Consider the following 14,334-nt stretch of genomic DNA (forward strand, 5'->3'; position numbering starts at 1 on the left):
ATGAGTTCATCAATGCGTCGCGAAAGCTATAACGACCTGCTCGCCCTGATCGCCGTTGCGCGCGAGCGCAGCTTCACGCGTGCCGCCGCGCAACTCGGCGTATCTCAGTCAGCCTTGAGCCATACCATCCGCGCCCTCGAAACGCGGCTCGGAATGCGACTTCTGACCCGAACCACGCGCAGTGTCGCGCCAACGGAGGCAGGCGAGCGCCTCATTCAGGCCATCACCCCCCGTTTTGAAGAGATCGATTCCGAACTGGCGGCCGTGACGGAGTTTCGGGACAAACCTGCCGGCACGATCCGCATCACCGCTACCGATTACGCGACCGAGACGGTCCTGTGGCCCAGGTTGTCCCCGGTGCTGCATGCGTATCCCGATCTCAAGGTGGAGATCATCACCGACTATGGCCTCTCGGACATCGTGGCCGATCGGTACGACATCGGCGTTCGCCACGGCGATCAGGTAGCGAAGGACATGATCGCGGTCCGCCTCGCGCCCGAAATGCGCATGGCAATCGTCGGCGCGCCGAAGTACCTGAAAACGCGTTCGATTCCAAAGAAGCCCCAGGATTTGACCGCGCACAACTGCATCAATCTGCGTTTGCCGACGCTGGGCGGCTTTTACGCATGGGAGTTAAAGAAAGGCCGTCGCGAAGTGCAGGTGCGCGTCGACGGCCAACTCGCTTTCAACGGGACCTACCAAATGCTGGCTGCCGCGTTGTCGGGATATGGCCTGGCTTACGTTCCGGCAGACCTCGCGCAGCCTCATGTCGCAGCAGGTCGCCTTGTGACGGTTCTGGAAGACTGGTGTCCCACCTTTCCAGGGCTGCACGCCTGCTATGCGACCCGACGTGAGTTCTCGCGAGCGCTGACCGTGGTCATCGATGCGATCCGCTATCGTGAAGGAAAGCCCAGGACCTGAGATTCGATTCATGAATCTGGCTCATGAGGGTTTGCCGTTTGACTGGCTTTATCACTAGATCCCATCGACTTATGATGCTCCATGCGGGCGGCGATCGAAGCGCCGGCTGACGCGCCTTTTCCGGCGCGAACGTTCTGGTTAACCGCGGGCACAGCCTGCATGGAGATGATGAGAATGGACTACCGATATCTGGGGCGCAGCGCCCTCAAGGTTTCGTCCCTCTGCCTGGGTGCAATGATGTTTGGCGGCGAAACGGACGAAGCGACCTCGCGCCGGATTATCGACAAGGCTTTCGACCAGGGTGTCAACTTTCTCGACACCGCCGATGTCTATCACGCAGGCCGGTCTGAAGAAATCGTCGGTCGGGCCATCGCGGAACGACGGGACGACTGGATCGTCGCAACGAAGTTTGGCTATCCCGCGTCGGCGACTGCCCGTCCAAACGAGCAGGGGCAATCACGCAAATGGATTTGCCAGACGGTCGACGCCAGCCTGAAGCGTTTGGGCACTGACTACATCGACGTTCTCTACTTTCACCGCTCCCTTGTCGACGCGCCGCTCGAAGAAGGGGTTCGTGCCATCGGCGACCTCATTCGCCAGGGCAAGGTGCGTTACTTCGGCCTTTCCAACTTCCGTGCCTGGCGTATTGCGGAGATCGTGCGCCTGACCGATCAACTCGGCATTGATCGTCCCGTTGCAATCGAACCGGTTTACAACATGGTCGACCGCACGGCCGAAGTCGAACTGATGCCTGCCGCTGGGCACTATGGCATTGGCGTCGTACCTTACAGCCCGCTCGCGCGAGGTGTATTGACCGGCAAATACGCACTCGACGGCGCACCACCTGCCGACTCCCGTGTTGCGCGCGGTGACAAACGTATCCAGCAGACTGAGTGGCGTCCGGAATCCCTCGCCATCGCACAGAAAGTCGCGGCGCATGCCGCCGAGCGCGGCACCACCTCGATTGCGTTTGCGATCGCATGGGTGCTCAGGAACAAGCTCGTGAGTTCCGCCATCGCGGGGCCACGCACGCAAGCGCATTGGGACAGTTACATGGAGGCGCTGTCGTTGCAACTGGGACCGGAAGACGAAAAGTTCGTCGACAGTCTCGTTCCGCCTGGCCATGCATCGACGCCGGGTTATACGGATCCGAACTATCCCGTCGAAGGCCGACGCGTAGACGGTTGATCGCAGGATTCGCCCTTGCTCAACCAGGCGCACTAGCGAGCGCGGCTGGACCGCCGCGTTCGCGAAGCAAACTGGGCTAGCTCTTTGTCAGCGAGCACATAGTCGCTGCAGTCGTGCAGGCGAGCGAGGGCAAGGTCCAGGAACGCACGTACTCGCTTGGGCTGAGCGGCTCGACTTCCGTAGTACACGTGCAAGCCGATGTGCGCGCTCATATGCTGCACGAGCACTGGCTCCAGTCGTCCCGTCCGGATGTAGGGCGCCGCCGAGTAGCTCGCGAGCTGTCCCAGGACTTGCCCCGCGAGCACGGCTTGCAACTCCAGTTCCGCGTCATTCGTCGCGAATGCGGGGGACATCTGACGATGTTCGAGCTTGCCATCCACGCTCAGGTACCACGGCGCCACCTTGCCGGTGGCCGCATGCCGGAAGACGCTGCAGCGATGCGCAGCCAGCTCATCGAGTGTCGATGGCGCTCCGTACGCCTTCAGGTACCCGGGTGCCGCGCACACGATCATCTGTATCGGGAAAAGTTGTCGACCGATTACGCCTTCGCCGGGCGACACCCCGATCCGGAAGCCGACATCGACGCGATCCAGCACCCAGTTGCCGATACCGTCATCGAGCTGGACATCCGGCTGGATACCGGGGTGCTCCCGGCAGAATTCGTCGAGCAGCGGCATGAGGATGGCGGCGAACGACGATTTCGGTCCAACGATCCTCAGCGGCCCGGCAATCTCATCCTTGGACTCTCGCGCCAAGGCTAGAGCCCTGTTCAGCGCTGCCAAGGCGGGCTGTGTGTTCTCCAGGAAACGTTGGCCTTCCTCGGTAAGGGCGAGGCTGCGCGTCGTTCGATGCAACAGGCGCACTCCAAGATGCTGCTCCAGTTGCGCAATGGCCTGGCTGGCCGCCTGGGGCGTGACGCCTTGGGCCAACGCAGCTTTTCGGATGCTGCCGAGTTCCACGGCTTTGGCAAACGTCGCGATGGCCTTGAAGTCGTTGATGGGCATGGTGAACTCTTCTGCTGAAGCGCGGACGCAATCGTCGCACAGACTATCCAGTATCAACTAGAAATTGATACTGGTGTAAGGCGAAATCGTCTATTCACTTGAAACCGAGGCGCATAGAGTGACGGACGTCGGGCGATTGCCCTCGTCATCGATGCGGTGCGTCTTCAATAGACCTCATGCCGCCATCGACGCTCACCACCAAGGATTGAACATGCACGACGTGACCCTCAACAACGGAATGAAGATGCCGATCGTCGGGTACGGCGTCTTCCAGATCGCCGACGCGGCGCAATGCGAACGCTGTGTCGTGGACGCGGTGCAGGCGGGCTATCGCCTGATCGACACGGCCGCGTCGTACAAGAACGAGGAGGCCGTCGGTCGAGGCCTCAAACGTAGCGGAGTACCGCGTGACCAGATTTTCGTCACCAGCAAGCTGTGGGTTGAGGATGCGGGTTATGAACGGGCTCGCGTGGCCATCGACAAATCGCTGAAGCGACTCGATCTGGATTACCTCGACTTGTTCCTGATCCATCAGCCGTTCTCCGACGTTCATGGGGCGTGGCGAGCGATGGAGGAGGCGTATCGCGCTGGCAAGCTGCGTGCGATCGGCGTGAGCAACTTTCACCCGGATCGCCTCATGGACATCACGGCGTTCAACGAAGTGAAGCCAGCCGTCAACCAGATCGAAGTCAATCCCTTCCATCAGCAGGCTGAAAGCGTCGATTTCATGCGTGAGCTTGGCGTGCAGCCGGAGGCTTGGGCGCCATTTGCCGAAGGACGGAACAACCTGTTTCAGAATGAGCACCTGATGGCCATGGCTCAGCGCCATGGCAAAACCGTAGGACAGGTCGTGCTGCGATGGCTCGTTCAACGCGGCATCGTCGCGCTCGCGAAGTCCGTGCGCAAGGAGCGCATGCTGGAAAACCTGGCTGTCTTCGACTTCGAACTGTCCGAGGCAGACATGCAGGCCGTCGCAATGCTGGAAACGGGGAAAAGCAGCTTCTTCTCGCATCGCGATCCGGCGATCGTGAAGTGGATGAGCGAACGAAAACTCGGCTTGTGACACGCAATCGGCGTAACCGCCCTACAAGCCGGGCAGGTCGCCGCCTGGCCGAGGGCGGTGGGATGCATGCTCCGCATTCGCTCGCATTCGGCCCGAGGCATGAGACTGGTACATGCAGTCGTACCAGAAGTTGTTCCCGGTGAGCATCCCGCCCTCGAATGGCTTCGGATCGGTAGCTTGTGATGCATCGTCACAGGCGTCGAACGATAGAAACGGGCAACCTCATGCTACGTGCGTTCAAGTGACCACTTCGATCGCATGAAACAACCGCCGTCGATCTGGATCCGACGAGCGGACACCATCGCTGATGACGTTCCTGAGGCACTGAACGAAGCACTCCGCGACGGAACTCATCGGTTGTCCGCGGCGCGAAATAATGCCAATAGACGTTTCCTCGAGATCGTCCCCGATCGGCAATGCACACACCCGCTCGCGAACCATGTCGCTTTCAACAAGCGGCCACGGGAAGATGCTCAGCATGTCCGAGTCGGCCAACTGAGCGAGTGCGATTGCCAGTGAGTGGACGTAGTGGATGCGTTTCGGCTCGGCGAGGCCATACCGCCTGAACAGGATGTGCGCATGACTGTCCCGGCTGCCCGCATCCCATGGCAGCAGCCACGTCGCGTCGGTGAGTTCGGCAAGCGAGCGTGCGTGAGCCGCCGGATGCCCTCGGCGTGCAACGACAGTCGAATGCGTGACGAAAAGCGGCACGTGCCTGAACTCCGATTGCACTGTGACGGGTGCCAGCCGCCCGATTACGAAATCGATCGTGCCGTCGCGCAGCTTCGGCTGCACGACGCCAGCCAGTCCTTCGTAGAACTCCAGTTGAACATCCGGCATCTGGTCCAGGAAGCAGCGCGTTGTTTCCGAAAGGAAGGCGAGTGCTACCCACGGCGTCACACCCACCGTGAGTTTGCCTGCCGGCGCGCGTCGCATTGCGTCGATTTCGGCCTCTGCCTGTGCGATCTGCGCGACGACGAGCCGGGCATGCACGACGAGCGCGCGCCCGTACTCGGTGAAGGTGATTCCAGTCGCGCTGCGATTGACGAGCGGCACGTGCAAGTCGGCTTCGAGATCGCGAATCGTACGGGTCAACGCAGCGGGTGACAGGTCCAGCGTGCGGGCTGCCGCGCGAATGCTGCCGGTATCGGCGATCGTGACGAGCACATTGAGTTGATGAGTTTTCAACGAAAAAGGACTCGATCGTCTTGGGGACAGTGAGAATGCGAGGGCGATTCTGGCACGCATGGTGACAACAAAATGTTGCCACCGTGCGAATTTTACGCCTACCGGCGAGTTGTGCAATCGACTACTTTGACGGTCACGCACAACCGACTGAACTTCCCATGCACGCCACCCTGACTCCAGACGTTACGCCCGATTTGGAGCGCGAAATGATCGCGCTACGCCGGCAAATTCACGCTCATCCCGAGCTTTCGTATGAGGAATTCGTCACGAGCGACCTGGTGGCGTCCAGGCTCGCCGAATGGGGTTATACGGTGCATCGAGGCATCGGCGGGACCGGTGTCGTCGGGCAATTGCGCGTGGGCGACGGCAAGCGCCAGATCGGCCTGCGCGCCGACATGGACGCGTTGCCGATCCACGAACAGACCGGGCTGCCTTACGCGAGCACGATACCCGGGAAAATGCATGCGTGCGGCCATGACGGTCATACCGCGATGCTCCTTTCCGCAGCCTGTCAGTTGGCGCGCTCGCGCACGTTCAACGGGACGCTGAACCTGATATTCCAGCCCGCCGAGGAGGGAGGAGCCGGCGCGAAACGGATGCTGGACGACGGGTTGCTCGAGCGCTTCCCGTGCGACGCCGTGTTCGCCATGCACAACATGCCTGGCTTTCCTACGGGCAAGCTGGGCTTTTTGCCGGGGCCGTTCATGGCGTCGGCAGATGACATGGAGATTCGCGTGACGGGGCGGGGCGGCCATGGCGCGATACCGCACAAGGCAGTCGATCCCGTGGTCGTCTGCGCGCAAATTGTGCTGGCGCTGCAAACCATCGTGTCGCGTAACGTCGCACCGCTCGACATGGCGATCATCACCGTCGGCGCGATCCATGCTGGCGACGCACCCAACGTGATTCCCGATTCGGCTCTCATGCGTCTGTCCGTTCGAGCGCTCAAACCCGCCGTTCGCGAATACCTGAAGACTCGCATCGCGGAGGTCGCGAAGGCGCAGGCGGCGGTCTACGGCGCGACGGCCGATATCGGCAGGATCGACGGCTACCCGGTGCTCGTGAACGACTACGAGATAACCCACTTCGCGCGAAGCGTCGCCATCGACTGGCTGGGTGAGGACGGTGTGCTGAAGGATCTCCAGCCGCTAACCGGCAGCGAAGACTTCGCTTTCATGCTCGAAAAGTGCCCGGGCTGCTACCTGATCATCGGCAATGGTGACGGCGAAGGCAGTTGCATGGTCCACAACCCCGGCTACGACTTCAACGACGAGATTCTTGCCACCGGAGCCGGCTACTGGGTTCGTCTGGTCGAGCGCTTTCTGGCGTAGGTCCGGCAATACGGAGCGCGCGCACCTTCGCGTCGCTCCACGCAGTTCAGTTCCATAACAGGGAGGAGACCATGAAACGACTGACATTTGCAAGCGTTTTACTGATGGCCGCAATGCCGTGCGCCGTGATGGCGGGCAGTCCTCAGGTCATCAAGTTCGGCGTTGACCCGACATTTCCGCCATTCGAATCGAAAGCGCCCGACGGTTCGATCGTCGGCTTCGACGTCGAACTCGGCAAAGCGATTTGCGCCGATCTGCACGCGAAGTGCGAGTGGGTCGAGCAGAGCTTCGACGGCATGATTCCCGCACTCAAGGCACGCAAGTTCGATGCGGTGCTGTCCGCGATGGTCGCGACGCCGGTGCGTCGCGAACAGATTGACTTCACGAACCGGCTGTACGCCGGGCCGTCGCGTCTCGTCGCCCGCGCAGGCGTGAATCTGCAGCCGACCGCGGAATCGCTGCGCGGCAAGCGCATTGGCGTGCAGCAAGGTACGGCGCAGGAAGCATTCGCGCGACAGGAATGGGCACCCGGCGGCGCGAACATCGTGACGTACCAGAACCAGGACCAGGTCTACGAAGACCTGGCAAACGGGCGGCTCGATGCGGCGTTCCAGCCGGTCGTGCAGGCCGATCTCGGCTTTCTCAAGCTGCCGCATGGCAAGGGTTTCGCGTTCGTTGGAACAGAGGTCAAGGACCGCCGCGTATCGGGCGACGGCGTAGCGATCGGTATCCGCAAGGACGATCACGTACTCGCCTCGCAAATCAACCAGGCGATCGCCAACATCCGCAAGAGTGGAGAGTACGACCGGATCGACCGCAAGTACTTCGATTTCGATATCTACGGCGAATGATGCGGCACAGGCGCGACCCAGCTATCTCTTGACGTGTTCGGATGACAACGCACGACTCGATGAAAAGAACTTTTGCTTCTCACTCATCTTCACGGCTGCCCTTGCGATAATCAGTAGGAGTACTGCCGGTCCAATGCTTGAATGCGCGGCAAAAACCGGTGGCGTCTGAAAATCCGAGATCAAACGCCAGCACTGCCACGCTCGTGTTCGAGTTAGTCAGCCGATGGACTGCGATATCCCGTCGCAGTCCGTCTTTCACCAGCTGGAAATGTGTTCCTTCCTCTGCAAATCTACGGTTCAGCGTGCGCACAGAGGTGTGCAATGCCTGCGCAAGGTTCTGTATTGTTATCGGCCGCGCAATATTCTGTTCAAGGTACTCGCGCGTTTTAGCCACAATAGAACCGTGATGAAATGCGCTGAATGTCCAGTCTCCAGGCGCGCCTTTCAGGAATGCCCACAGCTCGTGCTTCTCGCGTTTGAACAGTTCCGCGCAATCCTGGTAGAAGAAATAAATGCTCGTCATTCCTGAATCGAAGTGCACCGCTCCGGGGTACAGGAAAGCATAGTCCTCTACATGCCTCGGCCTGGCGAAGCTGAACTCGACCCGGTGCAGGATGATCTCCCTGCCAAGCAGCCATGATGCTATGCCGTGCACCAGCTTCATCATTAACTCGTGTCCAAGTGGCGTGACCTGCGTGCCAGACGTCCTTTCCACTAGAGCCAGTCGCACCAGATTATTCTTCGTTGAAATCTGCAGTCGGTAGTCGTCCAGCAGCAAATTCCAGAAGCGAACAAAACGATTGAACGCTACCAGCACGGTAGGTGCGTCCAGCAGGCTGAGCATCAGGTACTTCAACGTGCCAGTGCGGATTGGCCTGGACCACAGGCCGAGCATCTCATCATCGAGTGTCGCCGCGACCGTCCTGTACAGCGCGACGTATTGCTCGCGTGTCATTCGTGCATCAGGCTGATTGAGAAGGGACTGGGGAATGGCGGCGCTTGCGAGTGCTTGTGCTGCCACGTCTTCTCCGTGACGGGCGCGAATGAAGCGCAGCATCCCGTGCAAGAAGTGAGCTGAAAGCGTGAGAGGGCTTTGCCGGGGCAGATTCATGGTCCGCTCATTATGGCGCACTCTGCATATTGATTGGCGCGATGTGGCAATTTTCTGCTGTCCCCAATCCTATACTAGCGGCTAATTTCCGCGGTGCTTGAAGATTGTGATAGTTGCCAGATGGCGCATTGTGCCAATCTCTGGCGGCTTACTTTCATCAATCAAAAGGGGAGCATGGTTTGAATACGAGACGCGTTGTCGTGACTGGCATGGGGATTGTGTCGCCGTTGGGATGCGAGGTTGAATCCGTATGGAGCCGTCTCCTGAATGGTCATTCAGGCCTGGCTGGTTTGCCTGACGACGTCACGGAAGGCATTGCATCAAAGGTCGGTGGCGCCGTGCCAATGTTGACGTCAGGCTGTCCATGGGGATTCGATCCCGCCGTCGCAGTGGAACCCAAGGACCATAAGAAGATGGACCGGTTCAGTCTGTTTGCGCTAACGGCAGCACAAGAGGCCTTGAATCAATCCGGCTGGCATCCTGAAACTGAAAGCGCTCGCCAAAGGACGGCAACCATTGTGGCGTCCGGCGTAGGCGGCTTCGGTGCGATTGTGGATGCCGTCAGAATCACTGACGACCGCGGGCCAAGGCGGCTTTCTCCTTTCACCGTTCCCAGTTTCCTGGCCAATATGGCAGCTGGCCACATATCCATCCGGCATGGCTTTCGTGGTCCCCTTGGCGCACCGGTGACTGCGTGTGCTGCCAGCGCACAGGCCATTGGCGACGCCGCGCGACTGATTCGTGCTGGCGAAGCCGATATTGCCGTGTGTGGCGGAGCCGAGGCCTGCATCGATCGAGTCAGCCTGGGCGCATTCGCCGCCGCAAGAACCATGTCCACGGGCTTTAATGACGATCCCACACAGGCATCCCGCCCGTTCGATGTCGGACGCGATGGCTTTGTCATGGGAGAAGGCGCCGGCATGCTCGTCATAGAAGAACTGGAGCACGCATTGCGGCGAGGCGCGGTGCCGATTGCTGAAGTGCTCGGTTATGGCACGAGCGCCGACGCACACCATATGACGTCTCCGCCCGAAGACGGTGCCGGCGGACGACGAGCGATGGAACTGGCAATCCGGCAGGCGAACCTTGAACCCGAGCTGATCGGGCATTTGAACGCCCATGCGACGTCCACGCCGGTAGGTGACATCAGTGAGCTGGCCGCCATTAAGGCCATATTTGGAGCAGGCCGAGGTCCCGCTGTCTCAGCCACCAAGTCGTCGACAGGACATCTGCTTGGGGCGGCTGGCGGCGTGGAAGCAATCTTCACCGTGCTTGCGCTGCGCGACCAGCTTGCACCTCCTACACTCAACTTGACGCAGCCTGATCCGGCAGCGGAAGGCATCGACATTGTCAGCGGATCAGTCCGCCACATATCGACCGAATATGCGATCTCCAATGGCTTTGGTTTTGGGGGCGTCAATGCCAGCCTGGTATTCCGTCGACTTTGATCCTCGCTGCAAGCGCTCCGGTCATCCACGCCTTTTCTCGAAGACGGTAGTTCTGCTAGCTGCGGCGATTCGCGAATACCACCGCGAAGTCGCGGCTGCAAAAAAAGGTCTATAACCACAGGAACGCAGAAGTCACTTCTGCCGGCTCGACCTGGACCGGCGTTGCGACGCTGCCCGCGCGGCCGGCCATGGTCGTCAGGCTGACCCGGCAGAAGAGAGCGGCGGCAACGCGGCTGCCGGCCATTCGGTGTACTGGCCGAAGGCCGATCCCAACGTTGTGCGCGCGATGGATGCGCTCGCACGCTGCAGATAACAGTTCTGGAACCCGACGGTACCTGCGCACATGGACGACATCGCCGCACTTGTTTCCGAGCCCACCGCCTGGGCGGCACTTTTGACACTCGTGGTCATGGAGGTCGTGCTCGGTATCGACAATCTCGTCTTCATCGCCATTCTCAGCAACAAGCTACCGCCAGAGCAGCGCACCAGGACACAGCGGATCGGCATCGGGCTCGCCCTCGTAATGCGTCTTGCGCTGCTCGGCACGGTGGCGTGGATCACGCGTCTGACCGAGCCCGCGCTGTCACTTTGGGGCCACGCGTTTTCCTGGCGCGATCTCGTCTTGATCAGCGGGGGCCTTTTTCTCGTCTGGAAAGCGACGACTGAGATCCACCACAGCGTTTCGCACGACGAGGTGGCGCCCTCAGACAGTGCCGGGCCGGCCAGCCTGACGGCGCGAGCAGCCATCGGCCAGATCCTGATGCTTGACCTTGTGTTCTCGGTCGACAGCATCGTGACCGCGGTGGGCATGACCGAACATGTGGCCATCATGTACGTTGCTGTCATCGTGGCAGTCGCCGCGATGCTGTTCGCAGCGGGGCCGCTGACGCGGTTCATCGACCACAACCCGACGGTTGTCATGCTGGCGCTGAGCTTTCTTCTGGTGATCGGCATGGCGTTGATCGCCGAGGGCTTTGGCGCTCACGTGCCGAAAGGCTATATCTACGCGGCGATGGCGTTCTCTGCTTTCGTCGAAGGCATGAACATGCTTGCGCGGCGAGCAAGACGGAATCGTCGTCTGAGGCAGGCCAACTGACCCGGCGCGCTCTCAAACGCGTTCTGGTCTGCGGGGCAGTTAACGTGAGTGACATTGCGGCGTTTCCATGCATAGGAAGGCATCCGTCAATTCGCAACTTGCATTCCGACCGCTCAGGTCCAACCATGCAAAGAGTTGAACCGGGTGCTTCCGTGTAAGTCACTTCGGTGTTTCGTGTTGAAACGGAAAGGCTGGACCGTTGTTCATCCACTGATTTGGGGATGGCCATGATCAGGACGACTGTGCAACTGTTTGGCGTCGTTGTCATTGCGGTCGTGCTTGCGGGCTGCCCCGGGAAGAAGCCGGCACAGGATGGGGCGCAGCCGCAGTCGCAGCCACAAGCGGCGGCATCTGCACCTGCTCCGGTATCGGCGCCGCCGCCGGTGGCCGCGGCCACGCCGGCGTCGCCTGTTGCTCCCGCATCTTCACCGGCATCCGCGGAGTCCGCCGCGGCGCCACAGGCCCAACTGTTCTCCAAAGAGGAGCTCGAGGCGCTGGTGGCGCCGATCGCGCTCTACCCCGACTCGGTGTTGTCCCAAGTCCTGATGGCGTCGACCTATCCACTGGAAATCGTTCACGCCGCCCGCTGGGTCAAAGACAACCCCAAACTAAAAGGCGACGCCGCCGTCAAAGCCGTCGAGAATCAGCCGTGGGACGTGAGTGTCAAATCCCTGGTGGCGTTTCCGCAGGTGCTCGAACCCATGAGCGATAAGCTCGACTGGACGCAACGTCTGGGCGATGCGTTTCTCGCCCAGCAAAAGGACGTGCTCGCGGCGGTCCAGACGTTGCGCCTGCGCGCACAGCAGGCTGGCAATCTTCAGTCCAACGAACAGCAGACGGTGGTTGTCGAACAACCCTCGGCTGCCCCGCAGGGCCCGGCGGGCCCTCAAGGACCGCAGGGGGCGCCGGCAGCCGAGACCATCGTGCGCATCGAGCCCGCCAATCCGCAGGTCGTATACGTGCCGGCCTATAACCCCACGACCGTCTACGGCGCGTGGCCCGCTCCGGCCGCTCCGCCTTACGCCTGGGCTCCCTATCCGGCCTACTATCCCGGTGCCGCGCTCGCGAGCGGCTTCGCGTGGGGCGTGGGCATCGCAGCCGCAGGGGCGATCTTCGGCGGCTGCGACTGGAACAACAACAACGTCAACGTCAACGTCAACAAGGCCACGAACATCGACCGCAGTTTCAATAATACGAAGGTCGAGGGCGGTAAATGGCGGCACGATGCGCAACATCGCCAGGGTGTGGCCTATCGCGACAACGCAAGCCGTGAACAATTTGCGCGCGGCACGCCAGGTGCCGACGCACGCCGCGACTATCGGGGGCGGACGGGCGGCGCCAACGAGCGCGCAAATGTCGCCAATCGGGCGGAAACCGGTAACCGGGCTGGCGGCGCCGGCAATCAGGGAGTCGGCAACCGCAATGCACGCGCGAACAATGCGGCAGCCGCCAATCGCGGCAGTGCTTCGAACCGGGCGGTAGCGAGCAACCGGGCCAACGCGCCTAATCGCGGCGCGACGGCAGGCAATCGCGCGCAGAACGCCAACCGTCCGGCAACGAGCAATCGCGCCCAAACGGCCAATCGTGTGCAAGCGTCCGAGCGGGGCGCTTCGGCGGGCAACCGCGCGTCGGCATCGAACCGGGGAACGTCTTCGGGCGCGCGCCCCGGCAACGCAGGTGGACGGGACTCCGCGTTCCAGGGTGTCGGCAACGGGGCAGCGTCGCAGCGCGACTTCAATCGTGGCCGCGCGAGCGCGCAGTCCTCGAACTTCAACCGGGGCGGCGGCGGCGGTGCGCGTGGGGGCGGTGGTGGTGGCGGCGGCGCGCGCGGCGGACGGCGTTAGGAGAGCAGCCATGAGGGGATTAACTGGAATCCGCGCGAGGCTGTCGTCGAGCGCGAGCGCACTGGCAGTTTTGATGGCGCTCAGTCTCGCGTCCTTGCCGGCGACTGGCGCACAGAAGTACTTCGAGTCACCGCAAGCGGCAACGAATGCCTTCGGCATGGCCGTCAGCAGCAACGACGAGGGCGAATTGCGGTCATTGTTCGGCGATGATTTCCGTACGGTGATCCCGCCCGTCGGCGCCGACCTCAGGCAGAAGTTTCTGAACGCCTGGCAGGCGTCGCATTCGGTACAGCAGACCGACGCCCAGCACGCTGTCATCGCCGTGGGCAATGACGGCTGGACATTCCCCATTCCGCTCGCCAGGACACCCGGGGGTTGGCATTTCGACCTGGGCGCCGGCGTTGAGACGATGCGGTTGCGGCGTATCGGCCAAAACGAGCTGGCCGCGATCCAGACCATGCTCGCGATTTACGATGCCCAGCGCGAGTACGCTTCGGCCTATCACGACGGCAACAAGCTCTACGCATATGCCGACAGGTTGGCGAGTTCGCCCGGCAAGCACGATGGCCTGTACTGGCCGACCGGACCAGGCGACGAGCCGAGTCCGCTTGGCGCCGCGTTCCTGACAGCGGGCGCGCGCAATGCAACAGTTGCCGGCTACAACGGTTACCACTACAGGCTGCTTCGTGCTCAGGGGCCGCACGCTCCGGGCGGCGCGTACGACTATATGGTGAACGGACGGCTGTTCGGCGGGTTCGCCGTCATCGCGTGGCCTGCACGTTACGGAGACACGGGCATCAAGAGCTTCATCGTGAGCCACGATGGCCAGGTCTATTCGCGCGACCTTGGCCAGGACAGCGCAAAGCAGGCCGAGGCGATGCGCATGTTCGATCCGGGCCCCGGGTGGGAGAAGGAATCGCCGTAAGCGAATCAGTTATCGATGAATGCGAGGCAGCCATATAACTCGGCGAACCTATGGGACATCACCTGACGTTACAACGGCATGGCGTGCCTCATGGTCGACCCGCTCGCAGCGAGCGATGCGATTCCTACGGTCAAGTTTTGCGCGAGTCGCAAGACCGGGACGGCGACCGTTCCCGGGCAACCCCAGGTTGGTCCAGGGATAGGACCAAAGTCCCATTTCGTGCCATCGGTTTGTGTGGTCTTGTTCTCGCAGTTCGGGGCGGTTCGAAATGCCGTTCAGGCTAGCGGAGCATTCGGGGTTTCACTAACAGGAAAAGCGGGAACCCTCATTCGTTTGCCAGGCCAATTAGGACCAATCGTCGGGA

Annotated in this window: 12 protein-coding genes; 9 read left to right on the forward strand and 3 right to left on the reverse strand. The window is 61.4% G+C overall.

Annotation, left to right across the window (positions count from 1 at the left end):
• Positions 1–12 precede the first annotated feature (12 nt).
• Both L0U83_RS33820 and L0U83_RS33825 read left to right on the forward strand, forming a co-directional pair.
• Entirely contained in the window at positions 13–921 is a 909-nt protein-coding gene (locus tag L0U83_RS33820) for a LysR family transcriptional regulator (protein WP_233888509.1), read from the forward strand.
• A gap of 174 nt (positions 922–1,095) precedes the next feature.
• Positions 1,096–2,109 carry an aldo/keto reductase gene (locus tag L0U83_RS33825; protein ID WP_233889143.1) on the forward strand — a complete coding sequence of 338 codons (1,014 nt, stop codon included), beginning with the start codon at positions 1,096–1,098 and terminating at the stop codon, positions 2,107–2,109.
• 32 nt (positions 2,110–2,141) lie between these two features.
• Here the strand turns inward: L0U83_RS33825 and L0U83_RS33830 are convergent, their stop codons facing one another.
• Complete coding sequence (locus L0U83_RS33830; RefSeq protein ID WP_233888510.1) at positions 2,142–3,113, reverse strand: LysR family transcriptional regulator; 972 nt, start codon at positions 3,111–3,113, stop codon at positions 2,142–2,144.
• Between the two features lie 211 nt (positions 3,114–3,324).
• On the opposite strand from L0U83_RS33830, the gene L0U83_RS33835 reads away from it, so the two are divergent.
• Complete coding sequence (locus tag L0U83_RS33835) at positions 3,325–4,176, forward strand: aldo/keto reductase (RefSeq protein WP_233888511.1); 852 nt, start codon at positions 3,325–3,327, stop codon at positions 4,174–4,176.
• Between the two features lie 237 nt (positions 4,177–4,413).
• On the opposite strand, the gene L0U83_RS33840 is transcribed toward L0U83_RS33835, so the two are convergent.
• Positions 4,414–5,364 carry a LysR family transcriptional regulator gene (locus tag L0U83_RS33840; protein WP_233888512.1) on the reverse strand — a complete coding sequence of 317 codons (951 nt, stop codon included), beginning with the start codon at positions 5,362–5,364 and terminating at the stop codon, positions 4,414–4,416.
• 170 nt (positions 5,365–5,534) lie between these two features.
• Here L0U83_RS33840 and L0U83_RS33845 point away from each other — a divergent pair, with 170 nt between their 5' ends.
• The gene (locus L0U83_RS33845) at positions 5,535–6,695 is read left to right on the forward strand and encodes a M20 aminoacylase family protein (RefSeq protein WP_373321184.1); all 1,161 of its coding nucleotides are present in this window, start codon (positions 5,535–5,537) and stop codon (positions 6,693–6,695) included.
• A gap of 71 nt (positions 6,696–6,766) precedes the next feature.
• The gene (locus tag L0U83_RS33850) at positions 6,767–7,546 is read left to right on the forward strand and encodes an ABC transporter substrate-binding protein (protein WP_233888514.1); all 780 of its coding nucleotides are present in this window, start codon (positions 6,767–6,769) and stop codon (positions 7,544–7,546) included.
• A 79-nt stretch (positions 7,547–7,625) separates the two neighbouring features.
• Here the strand turns inward: L0U83_RS33850 and L0U83_RS33855 are convergent, their stop codons facing one another.
• A complete protein-coding gene (locus L0U83_RS33855) occupies positions 7,626–8,657 on the reverse strand; it encodes an AraC family transcriptional regulator (protein WP_233888515.1) in 1,032 nt (343 codons plus the stop codon).
• A gap of 179 nt (positions 8,658–8,836) precedes the next feature.
• Between L0U83_RS33855 and fabF the strand changes: the two genes are divergently transcribed.
• The 4 genes from fabF (at position 8,837) to L0U83_RS33875 (ending at position 13,970) form a co-directional block, all read left to right on the forward strand.
• Complete coding sequence (gene fabF, locus L0U83_RS33860; protein ID WP_233888516.1) at positions 8,837–10,105, forward strand: beta-ketoacyl-ACP synthase II; 1,269 nt, start codon at positions 8,837–8,839, stop codon at positions 10,103–10,105.
• A gap of 343 nt (positions 10,106–10,448) precedes the next feature.
• Entirely contained in the window at positions 10,449–11,201 is a 753-nt protein-coding gene (locus L0U83_RS33865; protein WP_233888517.1) for a TerC family protein, read from the forward strand.
• Positions 11,202–11,428: 227 nt separating this feature from the next.
• Entirely contained in the window at positions 11,429–13,045 is a 1,617-nt protein-coding gene (locus tag L0U83_RS33870; protein WP_233888518.1) for a DUF3300 domain-containing protein, read from the forward strand.
• A 10-nt stretch (positions 13,046–13,055) separates the two neighbouring features.
• Positions 13,056–13,970, forward strand: coding sequence for a DUF2950 domain-containing protein (locus L0U83_RS33875; protein ID WP_233888519.1), 915 nt, complete (start codon positions 13,056–13,058; stop codon positions 13,968–13,970).
• The last annotated feature ends 364 nt before the right edge of the window (positions 13,971–14,334 follow it).

Origin of the sequence: Paraburkholderia flagellata, assembly GCF_021390645.1 — a bacterium.
GTDB lineage: Bacteria > Pseudomonadota > Gammaproteobacteria > Burkholderiales > Burkholderiaceae > Paraburkholderia > Paraburkholderia flagellata.